Raw genomic sequence first — 16,834 nt, 5'->3', positions numbered from 1 at the left:
TCGTGTTCGGCGCAGACATGTAACGCGCAACTCCTCTCCCGGGCGGTCCGTCGCCAAACGATACGCATGCTGTGCGTGAATTTCCCACCTCCCGGTCGCGGAGACAACGTCGTGTACTGGCCTAATAGCTGTCGACTTGACGGTTGATCATTTTCACTATTAGAACACGTTCTAGTGGCTTTGAATGTTCCTCGGACGTTTCCGGCCGGGTGAATTTCACGACGGGAAGGGCTGAAGGTGGTAGCGACCGTCACCGACGAACAATTCGCGGCTCGCGAGTTGGTGCGCGACTGGGCTCGCACTTCGGCCTCCGGAGAGGCTGCGACGGCGGCGAGCCGCGCCATCGAACACGGCGACCCCGACGCCTGGCGGCCGGTGTTCGCGGGCCTGGCCAAATTGGGGCTGTTCGGCGTTGCCGTCCCGGAGGATCGCGGCGGCGCCGGCGGCAGCATCGAGGACCTGTGCGCCATGGTCGAAGAGGCCGCCAAGGCTTTGGTGCCGGGGCCGGTGGCGACCACCGCGCTGGCCGGCCTGGTGGTGCCGGATCCCGAATTGCTGGCGGGGCTGGTCGCCGGCGAACGCGTCGCCGGGCTCGCTCTGGAAGGCGATGTTCAGTTCGACGCCCAGACCCGACGAGTATCGGGCACGGTTGCGTGGGTACTGGGCGCCGTCGCCGGCGCGGTGCTGCTGTTGCCGGCCGAGGGCAGGTGGCTGTTGGTCGATACCGCCGGCGACGGCGTGCAGCTGGAGCCGTTGCGAGCCACCGACTTTTCGCGGCCGTTGGCGAAAGTGGTGCTGACTTCTGCGCCGGTGGCGCCGGCCAGCGTGATCGCCGATTCCCGGGAGCGCGTCGAGAACCTGGCCGCCACCCTGCTGGCCGCCGAGGCCGCGGGAGTGACCCGGTGGGCGCTGGACACCGCGGTGGCCTACGCCAAGGTTCGTGAGCAGTTCGGCAAGCCGATCGGCAGCTTCCAGGCTGTCAAGCACCTATGTGCGGAGATGCTGTGCCGCGCCGAGCAGGCCGAGGTGGCCGCCGCCGACGCGGCCCGGGCCGCTGGGGAAGCTGGGGACCCCGACGACCGCCAGTTCGCCATCGCGGCCGCGGTGGCCGCCGGCCTCGGTATCGCCGCCGCCAAAGCCAACGTCAAAGACTGCATCCAGGTGCTCGGCGGCATCGGCTGCACCTGGGAGCACGATGCGCACTTGTACCTGCGCCGGGCCCACGCCAACGGCCGGTTCCTCGGTGGTGCCGAGCGCTGGCTGCGCCGCATTGCCGCGCTCACCCGGGACGGCGTTCGCCGCCGGCTGACTATCGACCTGACCGGGGTGGCGGAGCTGCGACCCGAGATCGCCGCCGCGGTAGCCGAAGTCGCGGCGTTGCCGGAGGAGAAGCGGCAGGCTGCCCTGGCCGATGCCGGGCTGTTGGCGCCACACTGGCCGCCGCCGTATGGGCGCGCCGCATCCGCGGCCGAGCAGTTGCTGATCGATCAGGAGATGGCGGCAGCCGGCGTGGTGCGGCCCGACCTGGTGATCGGCTGGTGGGCGGCGCCGACCATTCTCGAGCATGGCACGCCCGAACAAATCGAGCGCTTCGTGCCGGCCACCCTGCGCGGCGAATTCCTTTGGTGCCAGCTGTTTTCCGAACCGGGCGCCGGGTCCGACCTGGCGTCGCTGCGCACCAAGGCGATGCGCACCGAAGGTGGTTGGCTGCTGACCGGGCAGAAGGTGTGGACGTCCAAGGCGCACCTGGCCAGGTGGGGGGTGTGCCTGGCGCGGACCGACCCGGACGCGCCAAAGCACAAGGGCATCACCTACTTCCTGGTGGACATGACGTCGCCCGGGATCGTGATCCGGCCGCTGCGCGAGATCACCGGCGACGCCTTGTTCAACGAAGTCTTTCTGGACAACGTGTTCGTGCCCGACGAGATGGTGGTCGGCGCGGTCAACGACGGCTGGCGGCTGGCGCGCACCACGCTGGCCAACGAGCGGGTGGCGATGGCCACCGGTACCGCGCTGGGCAATCCCATGGAGAAGCTGCTCGAGGTGCTGGCCAAGACGGAGCCCGACGTCGCCCAGCAGGATCGGCTGGCGAGGTTGATCGTCATTGCTCAATGTGGTGCGCTGCTGGATCAGCGCATCGCCCAGTTGGCCGTCGGCGGTCAGGATCCGGGCGCGCAATCCAGCGTGCGCAAACTCATCGGGGTCCGCTACCGCCAGGCGCTGGCCGAATTCATGATGGACGTGTCCGAGGGTGGCGGCCTGGTGGAAAACCACGCGGTTTACGACTTCCTGAACACCCGCTGCCTCACCATCGCCGGCGGTACCGAGCAGATACTGCTCACGCTGGCCGCCGAGCGGCTGCTTGGCCTGCCGCGTTAAGTACCCGTCGCCGGTTCGCGGATCTCGCACCCATCGCACCCGTCCGGGGCGGCCGTGTCTCCGAATGGCTTATGTCCGACAGGAGCGGCACCCGGCCGTCTGGTTACGAAGGAGTCGAAACGCACATGATGAACGCTTGGGCCAGAACAGTCGCGGCGACTAGCCTCGCGGCGATCGCAATCGGGGGTTTCGCGGCTTGTTCGAGCAACAAGTCGGCCAGTGGGCCATCGACGAGCAGCAGCGCGCCGACCAGCATGGCGGCGCCCGCGTCGACGTCGGCGATGGCCGATCCGGCGGCTGACCTGATCGGTACGGGCTGCTCGGAGTACGCCAAGCAGAATCCCAGCGGTCCCGGTTCGGTAGCCGGCATGGCGCAGCATCCGGTGGCGACCGCGGCGTCGAACAACCCCATGTTGACGACGCTCACGTCGGCGCTGTCGGGCAAGCTGAACCCGAACGTGAACCTGGTCGACACCCTCAACAGCGGCCAGTACACGGTGTTCGCGCCCACCAACGCGGCCTTCGACAAGCTGCCCGCGGCCACCATCGATCAGCTCAAGACGGATTCAGCGCTGCTGCGCAGCATCCTGACCTATCACGTGGTGCAAGGTCAGGCGAGCCCGAGCAAGATCGACGGCACCCACAAGACCTTGCAAGGGGCCAACGTGACCGTGACGGGCCAAGGTAACGACCTCAAGGTCAACGATGCGGGGCTGGTGTGCGGCGGCGTTCATACCGCCAACGCGACCGTGTACATGATCGACACGGTGTTGATGCCGCCGAACCAGTAGGCTTTGCCAGTTCTATCCAAAACAGCCCGGCCGCGGCCGGGCTGTTTTTGTTGCGCCTCGTTGCACCAATCCAATCGCGGATCTGCGCCGAATACCAAACATGGTGACACTTGCGCTGATTGGCTTTGTCGGGGGCCTCATCACCGGCATATCACCGTGCATTCTCCCGGTGCTGCCGGTGATATTCTTCGCGGGCGCGCAGCAAGGCGGCCCAGAGTTGGCCGCGCGGAACGCGTCTGGCGGCGACGTCGCTGTGGCGACGAAACCGCGACGCGGGCTTTCGGAGACGTTGCGCCCCTACCGGGTGATCGGCGGCTTGGTGTTCAGCTTCAGTGTGGTCACTTTAACCGGCTCGGCATTGCTGTCGCTGCTCCACCTACCGCAGGACGCGATTCGCTGGGTCGCGTTGGTCGCATTGGTCGCGATCGGGCTGGGCCTGATGTTTCCCACGGTCGAGCAGCTGCTGGAACGGCCGTTCTCGCGGATCCCGCAAAAGCAGGTCGGCAACCGCCGCAACGGGTTCGGCCTGGGCCTGGCGTTGGGTGTGCTTTACGTCCCGTGCGCGGGGCCCGTGCTTGCCGCAATTGTGGTTGCCGGGGCGACGGCGCAAATCGGGGTGGGCACCATCGTTCTCACGCTGGCTTTCGCGGCCGGCGCCGCGCTGCCGTTGTTGTTCTTCGCGTTGGCCGGCCAGCGGGTGGCCGAGCGGGTGAGCGCTTTTCGGCGTCGGCAGCGGGAAATCCGGGTTACCGCAGGCATCGTGACGATTCTGCTCGCGGTGGCGCTGGTGTTCAACCTGCCCGCGGTGTTGCAGCGGGCCATTCCCGACTACACCAGCTCGCTGCAGAACAGACTGGGCAGTGATCGGCAGCTCCGGGAAAAGCTCAACCTCGGCGGCATCGTCAACGACCAGAACGCGCAGCTGTCGAATTGCAGCAACGGCGGCAAGGAACTCGAAAATTGTGGCACAGCACCAGATTTCAAAGGTATCGCCAGCTGGCTGAACACGCCCGGTGGCCAACCGCTCGACCTGCGATCGCTGCGAGGCAAGGTGGTCCTGGTCGACTTCTGGGCCTACTCCTGCATCAATTGCCAACGGGCCATCCCGCACGTCGTCGGCTGGTACAACGCCTACCGGGACCAGGGTTTCGAGGTCATCGGAGTCCACACACCGGAGTACGCGTTCGAGAAGGTGCCCGGCAACGTCGCCAAGGGCGCGGCCGATCAGGACATCAAATACCCGGTCGCGCTGGACAACAACTACTCCACCTGGACCAATTACCGCAACCGGTACTGGCCCGCGGAGTATCTGATCGACGCCGCCGGCACCGTGCGACACATCAAGTTCGGCGAAGGCGACTACGACGTCACCGAGAACCTGATCAGGCAGTTGCTTGTCAATGCCAACCCCGGAGTCAAACTCCCGCCGCCGGTGGACGCGACCGACCTCACCCCGCGGCAACAAACCACTCCCGAGACCTACTTCGGGGTCGGCAAGGTGGTCAACTACGGCGGCGGCGGTCAGTACGACGAAGGCTCGGCGGCATTCGACTATCCGCAAATCCTGGCCGCTGACAGTTTCGCGCTGCACGGGCCATGGTCCCTGGACTACCAGGGCGCGACGGCCGAAAGCGACGAGTCGAGCATCAAACTCAACTACCACGCCAAGAACGTCTACGTCGTCGTCGGCGGAACCGGAACCCTCACGGTGACCCGGAACGGCCAGACCGCCACGGTGCCGATCAGCGGGCCGCCGACGTCGCACCAGATCGTCGGCGGCGACCGGGTCGAGAGCGGCACCTTGGAGGTGCGTCCCACCAAGGGCCTGCAGGTTTACTCCTTCACCTATGGCTGATTTTCGGTGATTGCCAATCCAAAACCGGTGCGGCTCCGAATCACCAATGTCCGGCATGAATGAGACGGCACAACAACGTCGTCGTCGACAATACTGAAGGAGCCGATTAGCGATGAAAAGTTCAATTGCAGCAACAGGTTTGGTGGCAGCGGCCGTCGTGGGTCTGGCGGTAGCCACCTCGCCAAGTGCCGCCGCGGCTGATCTGGTCGGGCCGGGATGTGCGGATTACGCGGCCGCCAACCCCAGCGGCCCGGCATCGGTGGAGGGCATGTCGCAGGTTCCGGTGGCGGTGGCGGCCTCCAACAATCCGATGCTCACCACACTGACGTCGGCGGTGTCCGGCCAGCTCAACCCGCAGGTGAACCTGGTCGACACGCTCAACAATGGGCAGTACACCGTGTTCGCGCCGACCGATGCCGCGTTCGGCAAGCTGCCGGCATCGACGATCGACCAGCTCAAGACCGATTCAAACCTGCTGAGCCGCATCCTGACGTACCACGTGGTGCAAGGTCAGCTGAGCCCGGCCAGGGTGGTCGGGTCCCACAAGACCGTGCAAGGTGCAAACGTGACGGTCAACGGCCAAGGCAACAACCTGCGTGTCAACAATGCCGGCGTGGTCTGCGGCGGGGTACCCACCGCCAACGCGACGGTGTACCTCATCGACACCGTGTTGATGCCACCGGCGTAGTCGCGCCGCGGCAAGCCGCCCAGCACTGCTGATGGGATCCCCGGCCAGGAACTCGACTACCTCAGCTTCCTGGCCGGGATCCGGCAGCTGTACGACCAACGCGACGACGGCGAGCGCACTGTTCATCGATCCTCCAATTCCCTTGAGTGGATCGGTGATCCAACGGTGATCCAGCCGCCACAGACCCCCGGCTCGGTGCCACCCCTTGCGGTTCACCGTGCCTGTGGTCGGTTGAGTAAGCGCACTCTCAAACCGCAGCGAGGATCTCCTCGGCGGCGCGGCGGCCCGAGGTGATCGCGCCATCCATGTAGCCACTCCACACCTGGGCCGTCTCCGCTCCGGCCCAGTGGATGCGGCCGACCGGCGCAGCCAGCGCCTTGCCATACTGAGTCAGTGCGCCGGCACCGAGACGGCCTCCGTAGCAACCTCGCGTGAATTCCTCTGCAGCCCAGTCTTGTTCGACGATGTCGAACGGCTCAGCGGCTTGCGGCCCGAAATACTTCACCAGCGAATCGATTACGAGCTGGTGGCGCTGCTCGGTCGGCAGCTCCGCCGCCTCGCGGGCGTGGGCGCCCTCCAAGAAGCCGACCAGCACACCGCAGGAAGCGTCGGCAGGGGAGTTGTCGAGGACGACGTTGAACGCGTCGTCCAGGCTGGTCACGAAGCCGCTGAGATCGGCCTCGCGCCAGAACGGGGTCTCATAGCCGACCTGGAACTTGATCACCGACCCCGCCGGGAACTGCTGGGTGAGGCCGTCGCGCGCGGCGGGCAGCGGCGGCAAGTAACGGATCCGGCCAGCCAGCGTCGGCGGGATCGCGACCACCACGTGGCCAGCCTTGATCTTGCCCGTCTGGCCGGCGTCGGCGTCCTCGTAGGAGACGATGACACCCTGCCCGTCCTGGGTGATCGTGCGTACCACCGCCCCAAGTTGCACCCGATCAGCAAGATCCTCGGCCATCCGCTCGGAGATCCGGTGCGTCCCACCCACGACACGGCTCTCCTGTGCGCCTCCGGTGACGGCGAGCATGGTCGCCAAATTGTTGCCCGACCGGATGTAGAACAGGAAGTGCAGAAACGAAAGCTCAGGTGTTTCCGCGGAGAATAGCGTTGGCACGATCAGCCTGAAGAACCGAAGTGCCACGGTGTCAGTCGTATTCGCGGCCAGCCAGGTGTCGAAATTCTGTCGGTCCAGCTCCGCCGCATCGTCCGCTCGCCAGGGCGCCGAGGTGGGTATCGACGCCGCGAGCGTCTCGATAACCTCGAATAGGCGACCGATTTCGGCCAAGCTTTCGGCCGGGAGGCCGAACGTCGCGTCGGAGTACCGGACCACCTGTCCGTCGTAGAACGAGATCGCGTCGCCGGTGTCGTAGGTGGGGAACGTCTCCAGTCCGAGTTCGTCGATCAGATCGAGTACGGCGTGCTGGCTCGGCCCCACCCACTGGCCGCCCATCTCGACCGGCACGCCGTTGCTCAGAAACCCGCCAAAGTTGCGGCCCGCGACCCGATCACGGGCCTCGAGGACGCGCACGGTCATTCCCGCCGCCACCAACGTGCGGGCCGCCGAAAGCCCGGCGAGCCCGGCGCCGACGACAACGACATCCACATCCGGCATCGAAAATTTCCCCTAAACTAATACAGTCGTATGACTTAGCTCGGATGAGAGTAGAGCATGTGGCATGAGCCCACAAGGTTTAGTGCGGTTTAGTTCGAGGCCGATCGGACCGCGGCGAGTGCGGTGACTGTCTCGATGATCGCCTCGAGGTCCTGCGCGGAGCGCCTGACGTCCGGGTTGGCCAGATGCTGCAGGATCAGCCCATCGATGCTGGCCACCAGCACCCGAGCGAGCCGATCGAAGGGAAGCGCGCATCTCTCCCCGGCCCGTGTCGCTGCCTCCTGGCACCACTGCGCAACGACCTCGGTGTACCTCTCGTACTGCCAGCGCGGCAGCGCCTCCAAGCCGGGCGTACGCAGCGCGTGGGTGACGAGTTCGTACTGCACGAGTTGCAGATTGCGGTGGTCGATGACCAGCGTTTCCCAGAAATTGCGCAACCCGCACCCGATTGCGTGTTCCAGCCCGGCCTCGAGCTGGGCCGAACTCTTCAGCAGGTCCGCAATCTCCTCCACGACATCCTCGATGACCGCGCGCAGCAGGCCCTGCTTGCTCGGGAAGACGTATTGCAGCGTCCCCAGCGGTATGCCGGCTTCGTCCGCCACGGCGCGCATCGTGGTGCCGCCGACTCCGTCACGCATCAGCACGACGCGCGCGGCAGCCACTGCCTGCTTGCTGCGCACAGCGGATTTGACGTAGGGCATCGAATCTCCCGTCGCGGATATCCTCCCGAATGGGGCCACGGTAGCTGCTTGCCGGCCATCCAGTGCAATCCACAACTTTGCTACCGGTGGTGCAAACCGCTACGCATCTGGCATGACTGCTGACGTTGCCGCGAGCGTCTATGCGGGCGGTCGACCGCGTCGTCGCCAACAACTCGCCGTTGGCGTGCTGGTCAACAATGCCGGCTGTTCGCGGTCAGGCGCGCTGGAGACGCTGCCGATGCAAGACCTGCGCCGCCAGTTCGAGACCAACGCGTTTGGCCTAGTGCGGATGTGCCAGCTCGTCGGCCAAGCAGGCGTCCGCGTGCCGCCCTCGGCACGACCACCGAAGCGGTTCACCAGACGGGCGCGTTGGACAAGCTCGGCGGCGGACCCGACACCGTCGCCAAAGCGGTCGGAGAAGCGATTACCGCAGACCACCTATCGGTGCGGATCAGGTCACGCCCTCGGCGCGCCCACACATCGGCACCCGGTGCTTGATGACCGATCGGACGTGGGATCGCTTCCCGGCCAATCAATTTCCGCGGTCAGGAGTCGAGTCCGGGGTCTCAGCTGGCGGACGGGTATTCGACGAAGTGGCCGGCGACTACCCCGGCATCGCCGCCGAACACTGGATCGTCGACATTGGCGCCGCGAAGCTTCTTCGATGCGCTGGTTGCTCGGTCAAGGTAACCGCCCAGATTGCCGCCATGGCTGTCGAAACCCCGAATACCACAGCCATGGCGGCAATTTCGGTGACAACGCGGTCGCGGCGGCGCGCAACCGCGTGTACCGCGCTACGAGAAGTTCGTTTGGGCGCAGGTGCTGGGCGAGGTGAGGTTCACGCCGGAATAGACCACCTGGATGTGGGTGCACACGATGACGCCGGCGTTGGTGCTCGGTTGGCCGGTCGACCAGCTGGTCGAGTCGATGACGCCGGTCGTCTGATACTTGTCCGGCGGGCCGTCACCGAAGTACACGGTGGTGATCACATCGGAGCCGCCCGCCTTCATCACCCGCTCGAACTGGCCGGTGGCATGGGCGTCCAGGTAGGTCAGCCGGTTCGTCGGCCGGATCTCGGTGGTTTGGCGTGCCCACAGATCGGGGGGGAACCCGGTGACGCCGTCGGGGGTGCGCAAGTCGGCGCCGGCGACGAAGTCACAGCTGCCGTTCGGGTGGCAATTCACAAAGGTATGTGTCTCCAGTTGAGTGGTGTCGTCGACCGGAAACAGCGTGGTGGCCGTGTTGCTGGCCGCCGCCGAATGTGGGGCGGGCGTGAAGGCCAGCAGCACCCCGGCGATCACCGCGACCGTCGGAGTGCCCGGTAGCAGCCGCTTCATCTCGCATCCTTCCGCCCGGATGAAACCTTGCCCCTGCGACTATTCGTCGTAGGTCACTTCTACCGAATCAGATTCCGGATGAGATTGACAGGCCAAAATCAGCCCGTCGTCGAGGTCTTGCTGCTCCAGCACGTCGTTGACTTCCATGCTGACTTTGCCGCCGCGCAGTGTGCAGGCGCAGGCGCCGCAGTGGCCTTCCCGACAGGAGAACGGCGCGTCGAGACCGGCGGCCAGCAGCACGTCGAGCAACTTGGCGTTGCGCGGCCAGGACACCGTGTGGGTTTCGCCGTCAAGTTCCACCACCGCGGTTGCCGGTGGCTCAGTGTCGTCGCCGCCGACATCCTCTAGTTTCACTGCCGCGAACGGATCGGAATCCAGCGACTTGAACACCTCGATATGCACTTGCCGGGCAGGCACTTTCAGCATTTCCAGGGCGTCTCGCGCCGCCTGCATGAACGGGCCGGGGCCACAGATGTAGGCCGGCCGTTCGGAGTACGGGGCGGCCAGCTTGGCCAGTGCCGTCGCGCTCGGCAGCCCTTGCAGCGACTCCAGCCAGTGCACGACGGTGAGGCGGTCGGGATACTTGGCGGCCAGGTCGCGCAGCGCTTCACCGAAGATCACCGAGCGGTCGTCGCGGTTGGCGTAGACCAGTGTCACCTGGCCGCAGCCTTGCGCCAGCGCCGACTTGCAGATCGACATGATCGGCGTGATCCCGCTGCCGGCGGCCAGCAGCAGGAAGTCGTCGTCGAGCGTCTTGGGCACGAAGGTGCCTGACGGCGCCAACACGTGAATCCGCATGCCCGGGTGCGCGTGGTCGCACAGCCAGTTCGACGCGTATCCGTCCGCGGTTCTTTTGACCGTGACGGTCAGCGCGTCGTCGGTGAACGGCGAGCTGCACAACGAGTAGCAGCGGGCCACCGAGCCGGTGCGCTCGCTGGGAACGCGCAGCGTCAGGAACTGGCCGGGTGCGTAGCGCAGTCGCTCCGCCGGGATCTGCGGATCGTCCGGTCCGTCGGGCACCGCGAACACCAGAGAGCGCGCCTCGTCGGTTTCGGCGACGACGTCGGCGATCTGCAGCTCCAGGACGTGGCTGCCCAGTGGTTCGTCAGGGATTGCCTCGGTCAATACCCTGCCTCTCTGTCTCAACTAGAACATGTTATAGAAAACTCGCTTCGCACCGCTACCAGCCGCAGGAATACCCTGCTCGACACAAATCGGAACGTGTTCTAGTCTTTTTCTAAGTCCACTCCGGTCGTCGAACAGGCCGCACTCCCAGGAGGCAAACGTAAGTGACGTCCATTCAACAGCGTGATGCGCAGGCGGTTTTGGCTGCCATCGATGATCTGCTTCCGCAGATCCGGGAGCGCGCACAGGCGACGGAAGACCTACGTCGCCTGCCCGACGAGACCGTCAAGGCACTCGAAGAAGTCGGTTTCTTCACCCTCTTGCAGCCGCAGCAGTGGGGCGGACTGCAGTGCGATCCCACACTGTTCTTCGAGGCCACCCGCCGGCTGGCCAGCGCCTGCGGTTCCACCGGCTGGGTGAGCTCGATCATCGGCGTGCACAACTGGCATCTGGCGCAGTTCGACCAACGGGCCCAGGAAGAGGTCTGGGGCGAAGACCCCAATGTGCGGATCTCGTCGTCGTACGCCCCGATGGGCGCCGGTGTCGTGGTCGACGGCGGCTACCTGGTCAACGGGTCGTGGAACTGGTCGTCGGGCTGTGACCATGCCAGCTGGACGTTCGTCGGTGGCCCGGTCATCAAGGACGGCCGGCCGGTCGATTTCGGCAGTTTCTTGATCCCGCGCACCGAATACGAGATCAACGACGTGTGGTACGTGGTCGGCCTGAAGGGCACCGGCAGCAACACGCTGGTGGTCAAGGACGTGTTCGTGCCGCGGCACCGATTCCTGTCCTACAAGGCGATGAACGACCACACCGCCGGCGGACTGCAGACCAACACCGCTGCTGTCTACAAAATGCCTTGGGGCACAATGCATCCCACCACAATATCGGCGCCCATCGTAGGCATGGCCTACGGTGCCTACGCCGCGCACGTGGAGCACCAGGGCAAGCGGGTGCGAGCGGCATTCGCCGGGGAGAAAGCCAAGGACGACCCGTTCGCCAAGGTTCGCATCGCGGAGGCGGCCAGCGACATCGACGCCGCGTGGCGGCAGCTGATCGGCAACGTCGGCGACGAGTACGCGTTGTTGTCCGCCGGCAGGGAGATTCCGTTTGAGCTGCGGGCCCGGGCCCGGCGTGACCAGGTGCGCGCCACCGGCCGGTCGATCGCCTCGATCGACCGGCTTTTCGAGGCGTCCGGCGCCACTGCGCTGTCCAACGAGGCCCCGATTCAACGCTTTTGGCGTGACGCACACGCCGGCCGGGTGCATGCGGCGAACGACCCGGAGCGGGCGTACGTGATCTTCGGGAACCACGAGTTCGGGTTGCCGCCCGGCGACACCATGGTCTGATGACAGCGCCGACCGAGGAAATCACCTTCGAGTCCACCTCGCGCTTCGCCGAGGTCCACGTAGAAGGCGGACCGCTGAAGCTGCACTATCACGAGGCCGGCGTCGGCAACGAGCAGACGGTGGTGTTGCTGCACGGCGGCGGTCCCGGGGCGTCCAGCTGGACGAACTTCGCCCGCAATATCGCGGTGCTGGCCGAGCATTTCCATGTGCTGGCCGTCGATCAACCCGGATACGGCCACTCCGACAAGCGGGCCGAGCACGGGCAGTTCAACCGCTATGCCGCGACCGCGCTCAAGGGGCTTTTCGACCAGCTTGGGCTGGGTCGCGTTCCGCTGGTGGGTAATTCCCTGGGTGGCGGCACCGCGGTGCGGTTCGCGCTCGACTATCCCGACCGGGCCGGGCGCCTGGTGCTGATGGGCCCGGGCGGGCTGAGCATCAACCTGTTTGCGCCCGACCCGACGGAGGGGGTGAAGCGGCTGGGGAAGTTCTCGGTCGAACCCACCCGGGAAAACCTCGAGGCGTTTCTGCGGGTCATGGTCTACGACCAGAAACTGATCACGCCGGAGTTGGTGGACCAGCGTTTCGACCTGGCCAGCACGCCGGAGTCGTTGGCGGCAACACGGGCGATGGGAGAGTCGTTCTCCGGGGCCGATTTCGAGCTGGGCATGATGTGGCGTGAGGTATACCGGCTGCGCCAGCCGGTGTTGCTGATCTGGGGCCGTGAGGACCGGGTCAACCCACTCGACGGCGCGCTGGTCGCCCTCAAGACCATCCCGCGCGCCCAGTTGCACGTGTTCGGGCAGTGTGGACACTGGGCGCAAGTGGAGAAGTTCGACGAGTTCAACAAGCTGACGATCGATTTCTTAGGAGGTGCCAGATGAGCATCCGGTCGCTGGGCTATCTCCGCATCGAGGCCACCGACATGGCCGCTTGGCGCGAGTACGGTCTCAAAGTGCTCGGCATGGTCGAGGGCAAAGGCAGCGTCGAGGGGGCGCTGTATCTGCGGATGGACGACTTCCCCGCCCGGCTGGTGATTGTGCCGGGCGAGCGCGACCGGCTGGCGGAGGCCGGTTGGGAATGCGCGAATGCCGAAGGGCTGCAGGAGATCCGCAATCGGCTCGATGTGGAGGGCACGCCGTACAAGGAAGCGACCGCCGCCCAACTGGCGGATCGGCGCGTGGACGAGATGATCCTGTTCGCCGACCCGTCGGGCAACCCGCTGGCCGTCTTCCACGGCGCCGCGCTGGAACACCGCCGGGTCGTCAGCCCGTATGGGCACAAGTTCGTCACCGGCGAGCAGGGTTTGGGCCACGTGGTGCTGACCACTCGTGACGACGCCGAGGCGCTGCACTTCTACCGGGACGTGCTCGGCTTCAAGCTGCGTGACTCGATGCGGCTTCCGCCGCAGGTGGTCGGCCGGCCGGCCGACGGGCCGCCGGCTTGGCTGCGTTTCTTCGGCTGCAATCCGCGCCACCATTCGTTGGCCTTCCTTCCGTTGCCGACACCGTCTGGCGTCGTGCACCTGATGGTCGAGGTGGAGAACTCCGACGACGTGGGCCTGTGCCTGGATCGGGCGCTGCGCCGCAAGGTACCCATGTCGGCGACGTTGGGCCGGCATGTCAACGACCTGATGCTGTCCTTCTATATGAAGACCCCCGGCGGTTTCGACGTCGAGTTCGGTTGCGAGGGAAGGCAAGTCGACGACGACGAGTGGATCGCCCGGGAGAGCACCGCGGTCAGTTTGTGGGGGCATGACTTCACGGTCGGTGCCCAGGGCTAGCCATGTCCGCGCCGATTGATCCTCGCACGTTCCGAAACGTGCTGGGTCAGTTCTGCACCGGGATCACCATCATCACCACCGTGCATGACGACGTGCCCGTCGGCTTCGCCTGTCAGTCGTTCGCGGCGTTGTCTTTGGAGCCGCCGCTGGTGCTGTTCTGTCCGACCAAGGTGTCGCGGTCCTGGAAGGCGATCGAGGCGGCCGGCCGGTTCTGCGTCAACGTGCTGACCGAGAAGCAGAAGCACGTGTCGGCGCGATTCGGCTCGAAGGAACCCGACAAGTTCGCCGGGATCGATTGGCATCTCTCCGAACTCGGTTCGCCGATCATCGACGGGTCGCTGGCCTACATCGACTGCACGGTTGCCGCCGTACACGACGGCGGGGATCACTTCGTCGTGTTCGGCACGGTCAACTCGCTGTCGGAAGTCCCGAAGATCAAGCCGCGGCCACTGCTGTTCTACCGCGGCGACTACACCGGCATCGAGCCGGACAAGACCACGCCGGCGCAGTGGCGAGACGACCTCGAAGCGTTCCTCACCACTACCACCCAGGACACCTGGCTCTAGGGCCTTCCGCCGTGAGCAGCGGTGATGCCGGCCTGAAACCGATTCCGTGCTGATGGCCGGATAGGCGTGGGGGCAATCGGCCGGCGGCGCGACCCAACGATTTAATGTCAACCAGGATCGACTAATACACTGGGTAACTGTAGCCTCGGAGTCGGCTAGGAGTCGCCACGGCCGTCGGCCCGCAGCGCCAAACCGGTTCGACACCAAGGTGATTCCCCACTGCCGTTCGATTGCCGCTCGGTGCCCCAGCGCTGTGCTATTGTAAACGGGTGCGTCTACAGTATTACGGAGTGTTGCCGCATGCGTCGATCGCAGTCAGGGGCCAACGGCGCCCCGCCTTCAACGCTCACCCCGTCAGATCAAGGTGTGTGAGGCGTCGCAAGGCATCACGATGTGGGGCCGGTCGCTTTCGGTGATGCCGACCCGCAGGATGTTGACGATGTTCGGATGCCCCGAGAGCCCGCCCATCGCGTAGCCCTCACGCAGGAAACGTTCCCTGCTGTCGTCGTCGAAATGCGACGGCAGCACTTTGACTGCGACATTTCGTCCCAGCGCCGTCTCGCGACAGCGGTACACCACCCCGGCGCCGCCTCGAGCCGCCTGGCGCGCGTCCTCGAATCCGGCGGAGGCCAACTCCGCGGCGATCCCGCTCTGTGCGGGTGCCGAGCCGGCAGCCCCCGGGTCTTCAGCCAGTCTTGGTATGTCTTGGCGCTCTACCTCTATGCCGTGAGAGTCGCGAGTCAAGCGTCGCGAATATGAACTCATGGGCATACTGTTCGGTGGCAATCGTTGCCGAATCGCTTTCGCCGGGTAGCTGCCTTCCGACACCCCCGGGGCAAGCAGTGCCGGTCGACCGACGACCCGGCGCCTTGGCGCTCGCTGAAATCAGTTGTGGTCCAGGTTACGCGAGAATTGCCCAGTGCTCAGCGGCTTTTCGGGAGACTCTGAGCGAGCCGCGAGATATGTGGCTACTGTTGTAGCCGTCGACAATTCCAAGGGTACGAGAGAGAAAGCTGTGCAGGTTCGGCGTTTCGGCGAGCTCGAGGCAGTGATCATGGACCGCGTGTGGAACCGCGGCGAGGTCGTCACCGTGCGCGATATTCTTGACGACTTGGCGCATGATCGCCAGATCGCCTACACCACGGTTATGTCCACCATGGACAACTTGCACCGCAAAGGCTGGTTGCAGCGGGAACGGGTGGGCAAGGCTTTCCGCTATTGGCCGACTATGACCCGCGAGGAACATTCGGCCAGATTGATGCGCGATGCCTTCGATACCGGGGGAGATTCGGACTTGGTGCTGGCGTTTTTTCTCAAGCAGATGGACGAGGATGAATCGGCGCGGGTCCGCGACGCGCTGCGCCGGTTCATTGAACGGCAAGAATCGTGAACGCGGCTCTTTTGTTGCTCCTTTATGCGTCGATGTTGACGTGGCTCGGCCCCCTCCTGCTGCGACGCGTCACCGGCACGGGTGTGCGGCCTCAGCTTGCCGTGGCTTGCTGGCTGACAGCGGTGGTTGCTGCGATTGCAGCGTGGTTGGCTGCGCTCGTGTTCCTTTGCGCCGCAGTGCTCGACAGCATCTGGCGCCACAGGGAACCAACTTTGTGCTTCAAGGCGTTAGGGGTCACCGGCCAGCTGGGATTGCCGCAGGCAATTGCGTCGGCCATGGCCATCTGTCTGTCGGTGGCCAGCCTGCTGGCCACCACCGTCGTCAGCTGGCGCGTCGCACATCAGTGGCTGCGGCAACGATCACGCAGTCTCCTGCACGCATCTGCGGCTCGGGTGATCGGAGGCGTCGGTGACAGGTATGGCCGGTCTGACCTGGTAGTTGTTCCGGCGCCGCATCTCGCTGCCTATTGCGTAACCGGTCGCCCCGACGCTGTCGTGGTGGTCACCACCGCTGCTCTGGACCGGCTCGACGAGCCGCAGCTGGCAGCTGTGCTGGCGCACGAGTACGCTCACCTGGCCGGTCGCCATCACGACCTGCTCATGGTACTGCGGGCGATCGCTGCGAGCCTGCCGCGATTGACGCTGTTTTGCACGGCAGCGGAAATGGTGGCGGACTTGCTGGAGATGTGTGCTGATGATGTCGCCGTGCGACGTCACGGGAAGATGGCGTTGCTACGCGGACTGCTGGCGCTGACGGGGGCGCCGCCGGCGATGACGTCGACGGCGCTCGGCGCGGCAGGCACCGCCACGCTGGCCCGCGCGAGCCGGCTAGCCAACCCGATATCGCGCCGCAGGCGTTTGCATGAGCGGGTAATTCTCGGTACGACAATTAGTTTTGCGGTAATCATTCCGTTGGCCTCAAAATTTCACGGTCGCCGGAGTTCTCCCCTTGCGGCTGCTGAGATCACGAGTTGATCTTGATTTCCGGCTTGTCCGTAGGCGGCACCGCCGCGTGTCGTGCGCTGACGCCGGGTTCCACGGTCCCGGGGTGGCTGCTCCTTCCTTGGGGTCGAACGGACACGGGTCCGCGGGTCAGGGGATGGCGCGGACGCGGTTGACGGCGGATGCGAATTCCTTTGCCCAGGGCCAGGTTTCGGGGACCCGCAGGATCAAGTTGCGGGATCGTTTGACCAGGCGGGCCGCAGCGTGCAGCAGCCGGTAGCGCAGGGTCGCCGGTTCGGCCTTGGCCAGCGGGCCGTCCA

The 16,834-nt window shown here is 65.5% G+C and carries 17 protein-coding genes and 1 pseudogene; 11 read left to right on the top strand and 7 right to left on the bottom strand.

Going from position 1 to position 16,834, the window contains the following annotated elements; translation table 11 throughout:
* Positions 1–237: 237 nt before the first annotated feature.
* Entirely contained in the window at positions 238–2,379 is a 2,142-nt protein-coding gene (locus EET03_RS24790; protein WP_099193795.1) for an acyl-CoA dehydrogenase family protein, read from the top strand.
* A 103-nt stretch (positions 2,380–2,482) separates the two neighbouring features.
* Here the strand turns inward: EET03_RS24790 and EET03_RS31985 are convergent, their stop codons facing one another.
* On the bottom strand, positions 2,483–2,749 hold the full coding sequence (locus EET03_RS31985; protein ID WP_244232522.1) for a hypothetical protein: 267 nt from the start codon (positions 2,747–2,749) through the stop codon (positions 2,483–2,485).
* Here EET03_RS31985 and EET03_RS24785 point away from each other — a divergent pair.
* From EET03_RS24785 to EET03_RS24775, 3 genes are all read left to right on the top strand, one after another.
* Positions 2,634–3,170 carry a fasciclin domain-containing protein gene (locus EET03_RS24785; protein WP_244232519.1) on the top strand — a complete coding sequence of 179 codons (537 nt, stop codon included), beginning with the start codon at positions 2,634–2,636 and terminating at the stop codon, positions 3,168–3,170. The genes EET03_RS31985 and EET03_RS24785 overlap by 116 nt on opposite strands.
* A 100-nt stretch (positions 3,171–3,270) precedes the next feature.
* Positions 3,271–5,025 (top strand): cytochrome c biogenesis protein DipZ, encoded by a 1,755-nt coding sequence (locus tag EET03_RS24780; RefSeq protein ID WP_075541714.1) that lies wholly within the window; start codon positions 3,271–3,273, stop codon positions 5,023–5,025.
* Between the two features lie 112 nt (positions 5,026–5,137).
* Positions 5,138–5,713, top strand: coding sequence for a fasciclin domain-containing protein (locus EET03_RS24775; RefSeq protein ID WP_075541715.1), 576 nt, complete (start codon positions 5,138–5,140; stop codon positions 5,711–5,713).
* Between the two features lie 247 nt (positions 5,714–5,960).
* On the opposite strand, the gene EET03_RS24770 is transcribed toward EET03_RS24775, so the two are convergent.
* Together EET03_RS24770 and EET03_RS24765 are read right to left on the bottom strand one after the other, a co-directional pair.
* On the bottom strand, positions 5,961–7,325 hold the full coding sequence (locus tag EET03_RS24770; protein ID WP_075541716.1) for a flavin monoamine oxidase family protein: 1,365 nt from the start codon (positions 7,323–7,325) through the stop codon (positions 5,961–5,963).
* 89 nt (positions 7,326–7,414) lie between these two features.
* Positions 7,415–8,026, bottom strand: coding sequence for a TetR/AcrR family transcriptional regulator (locus tag EET03_RS24765; RefSeq protein ID WP_063471564.1), 612 nt, complete (start codon positions 8,024–8,026; stop codon positions 7,415–7,417).
* Between the two features lie 112 nt (positions 8,027–8,138).
* Here EET03_RS24765 and EET03_RS32795 point away from each other — a divergent pair, with 112 nt between their 5' ends.
* A complete protein-coding gene (locus tag EET03_RS32795) occupies positions 8,139–8,861 on the top strand; it encodes a hypothetical protein (protein WP_341868770.1) in 723 nt (240 codons plus the stop codon).
* Here EET03_RS32795 and EET03_RS24755 read toward each other — a convergent pair.
* Together EET03_RS24755 and EET03_RS24750 are read right to left on the bottom strand one after the other, a co-directional pair.
* On the bottom strand, positions 8,821–9,363 hold the full coding sequence (locus EET03_RS24755) for a hypothetical protein (protein ID WP_075541717.1): 543 nt from the start codon (positions 9,361–9,363) through the stop codon (positions 8,821–8,823). The genes EET03_RS32795 and EET03_RS24755 overlap by 41 nt on opposite strands.
* 39 nt (positions 9,364–9,402) lie before the next feature.
* Positions 9,403–10,488: a ferredoxin--NADP reductase gene (locus tag EET03_RS24750; RefSeq protein WP_063471566.1), complete on the bottom strand. Its 1,086-nt coding sequence runs from the start codon at positions 10,486–10,488 to the stop codon at positions 9,403–9,405.
* Positions 10,489–10,652: 164 nt separating this feature from the next.
* Here EET03_RS24750 and hsaA point away from each other — a divergent pair, with 164 nt between their 5' ends.
* The 4 genes from hsaA to hsaB are packed head-to-tail and all read left to right on the top strand — an operon-like array spanning position 10,653 to position 14,183.
* A complete protein-coding gene (hsaA, locus tag EET03_RS24745; protein WP_099193794.1) occupies positions 10,653–11,837 on the top strand; it encodes a 3-hydroxy-9,10-secoandrosta-1,3,5(10)-triene-9,17-dione monooxygenase oxygenase subunit in 1,185 nt (394 codons plus the stop codon).
* A complete protein-coding gene (gene hsaD, locus EET03_RS24740; RefSeq protein ID WP_063471568.1) occupies positions 11,837–12,718 on the top strand; it encodes a 4,5:9,10-diseco-3-hydroxy-5,9,17-trioxoandrosta-1(10),2-diene-4-oate hydrolase in 882 nt (293 codons plus the stop codon). Before hsaA ends, hsaD begins: the two co-directional genes overlap by 1 nt.
* The gene (gene hsaC, locus EET03_RS24735) at positions 12,715–13,617 is read left to right on the top strand and encodes an iron-dependent extradiol dioxygenase HsaC (protein ID WP_075541719.1); all 903 of its coding nucleotides are present in this window, start codon (positions 12,715–12,717) and stop codon (positions 13,615–13,617) included. The genes hsaD and hsaC overlap by 4 nt, the downstream gene beginning before the upstream one ends.
* Before the next feature lie 2 nt (positions 13,618–13,619).
* A complete protein-coding gene (gene hsaB / locus EET03_RS24730) occupies positions 13,620–14,183 on the top strand; it encodes a 3-hydroxy-9,10-secoandrosta-1,3,5(10)-triene-9,17-dione monooxygenase reductase subunit (RefSeq protein WP_063471570.1) in 564 nt (187 codons plus the stop codon).
* A gap of 360 nt (positions 14,184–14,543) precedes the next feature.
* Here the strand turns inward: hsaB and EET03_RS24725 are convergent.
* A pseudogene (locus EET03_RS24725) lies at positions 14,544–14,876 on the bottom strand (protein kinase domain-containing protein); the annotation flags it as partial.
* Positions 14,877–15,198: 322 nt separating this feature from the next.
* Between EET03_RS24725 and EET03_RS24720 the strand changes: the two are divergent.
* Both EET03_RS24720 and EET03_RS24715 read left to right on the top strand, forming a co-directional pair.
* Positions 15,199–15,573, top strand: a complete 375-nt coding sequence (locus EET03_RS24720) for a BlaI/MecI/CopY family transcriptional regulator (RefSeq protein ID WP_075541721.1) — start codon at positions 15,199–15,201, stop codon at positions 15,571–15,573.
* 212 nt (positions 15,574–15,785) lie between these two features.
* The gene (locus tag EET03_RS24715; RefSeq protein WP_244232518.1) at positions 15,786–16,547 is read left to right on the top strand and encodes a M56 family metallopeptidase; all 762 of its coding nucleotides are present in this window, start codon (positions 15,786–15,788) and stop codon (positions 16,545–16,547) included.
* A gap of 117 nt (positions 16,548–16,664) precedes the next feature.
* On the opposite strand, the gene EET03_RS32540 is transcribed toward EET03_RS24715, so the two are convergent.
* Positions 16,665–16,823 (bottom strand): transposase, encoded by a 159-nt coding sequence (locus EET03_RS32540; protein WP_279637749.1) that lies wholly within the window; start codon positions 16,821–16,823, stop codon positions 16,665–16,667.
* Positions 16,824–16,834: the final 11 nt, after the last annotated feature.

Origin of the sequence: Mycobacterium innocens, assembly GCF_900566055.1 — a bacterium.
Classification (GTDB): Bacteria; Actinomycetota; Actinomycetes; order Mycobacteriales; family Mycobacteriaceae; genus Mycobacterium; species Mycobacterium innocens.
The sequence above is the reverse complement of the archived record's forward strand: the minus strand, read 5'-3'. Positions and strand labels throughout refer to the sequence as shown.

What these genes read in the sequence shown, in the direction of transcription:
- EET03_RS24775 (WP_075541715.1), top strand. Translation starts at nt 5,138, where the DNA reads ATGAAAAGTTCAATTGCAGCAACAGGTTTGGTGGCAGCGGCCGTCGTG.
- EET03_RS24785 (WP_244232519.1), top strand. Translation starts at nt 2,634, where the DNA reads ATGGCGGCGCCCGCGTCGACGTCGGCGATGGCCGATCCGGCGGCTGAC.
- hsaC (WP_075541719.1), top strand. Translation starts at nt 12,715, where the DNA reads ATGAGCATCCGGTCGCTGGGCTATCTCCGCATCGAGGCCACCGACATG.
- EET03_RS24780 (WP_075541714.1), top strand. Translation starts at nt 3,271, where the DNA reads ATGGTGACACTTGCGCTGATTGGCTTTGTCGGGGGCCTCATCACCGGC.
- EET03_RS32795 (WP_341868770.1), top strand. Translation starts at nt 8,139, where the DNA reads ATGACTGCTGACGTTGCCGCGAGCGTCTATGCGGGCGGTCGACCGCGT.
- hsaD (WP_063471568.1), top strand. Translation starts at nt 11,837, where the DNA reads ATGACAGCGCCGACCGAGGAAATCACCTTCGAGTCCACCTCGCGCTTC.
- EET03_RS31985 (WP_244232522.1), bottom strand. Translation starts at nt 2,749, where the DNA reads ATGCCGGCTACCGAACCGGGACCGCTGGGATTCTGCTTGGCGTACTCC.
- EET03_RS24755 (WP_075541717.1), bottom strand. Translation starts at nt 9,363, where the DNA reads ATGAAGCGGCTGCTACCGGGCACTCCGACGGTCGCGGTGATCGCCGGG.
- EET03_RS24765 (WP_063471564.1), bottom strand. Translation starts at nt 8,026, where the DNA reads ATGCCCTACGTCAAATCCGCTGTGCGCAGCAAGCAGGCAGTGGCTGCC.
- hsaB (WP_063471570.1), top strand. Translation starts at nt 13,620, where the DNA reads ATGTCCGCGCCGATTGATCCTCGCACGTTCCGAAACGTGCTGGGTCAG.
- EET03_RS24770 (WP_075541716.1), bottom strand. Translation starts at nt 7,325, where the DNA reads ATGCCGGATGTGGATGTCGTTGTCGTCGGCGCCGGGCTCGCCGGGCTT.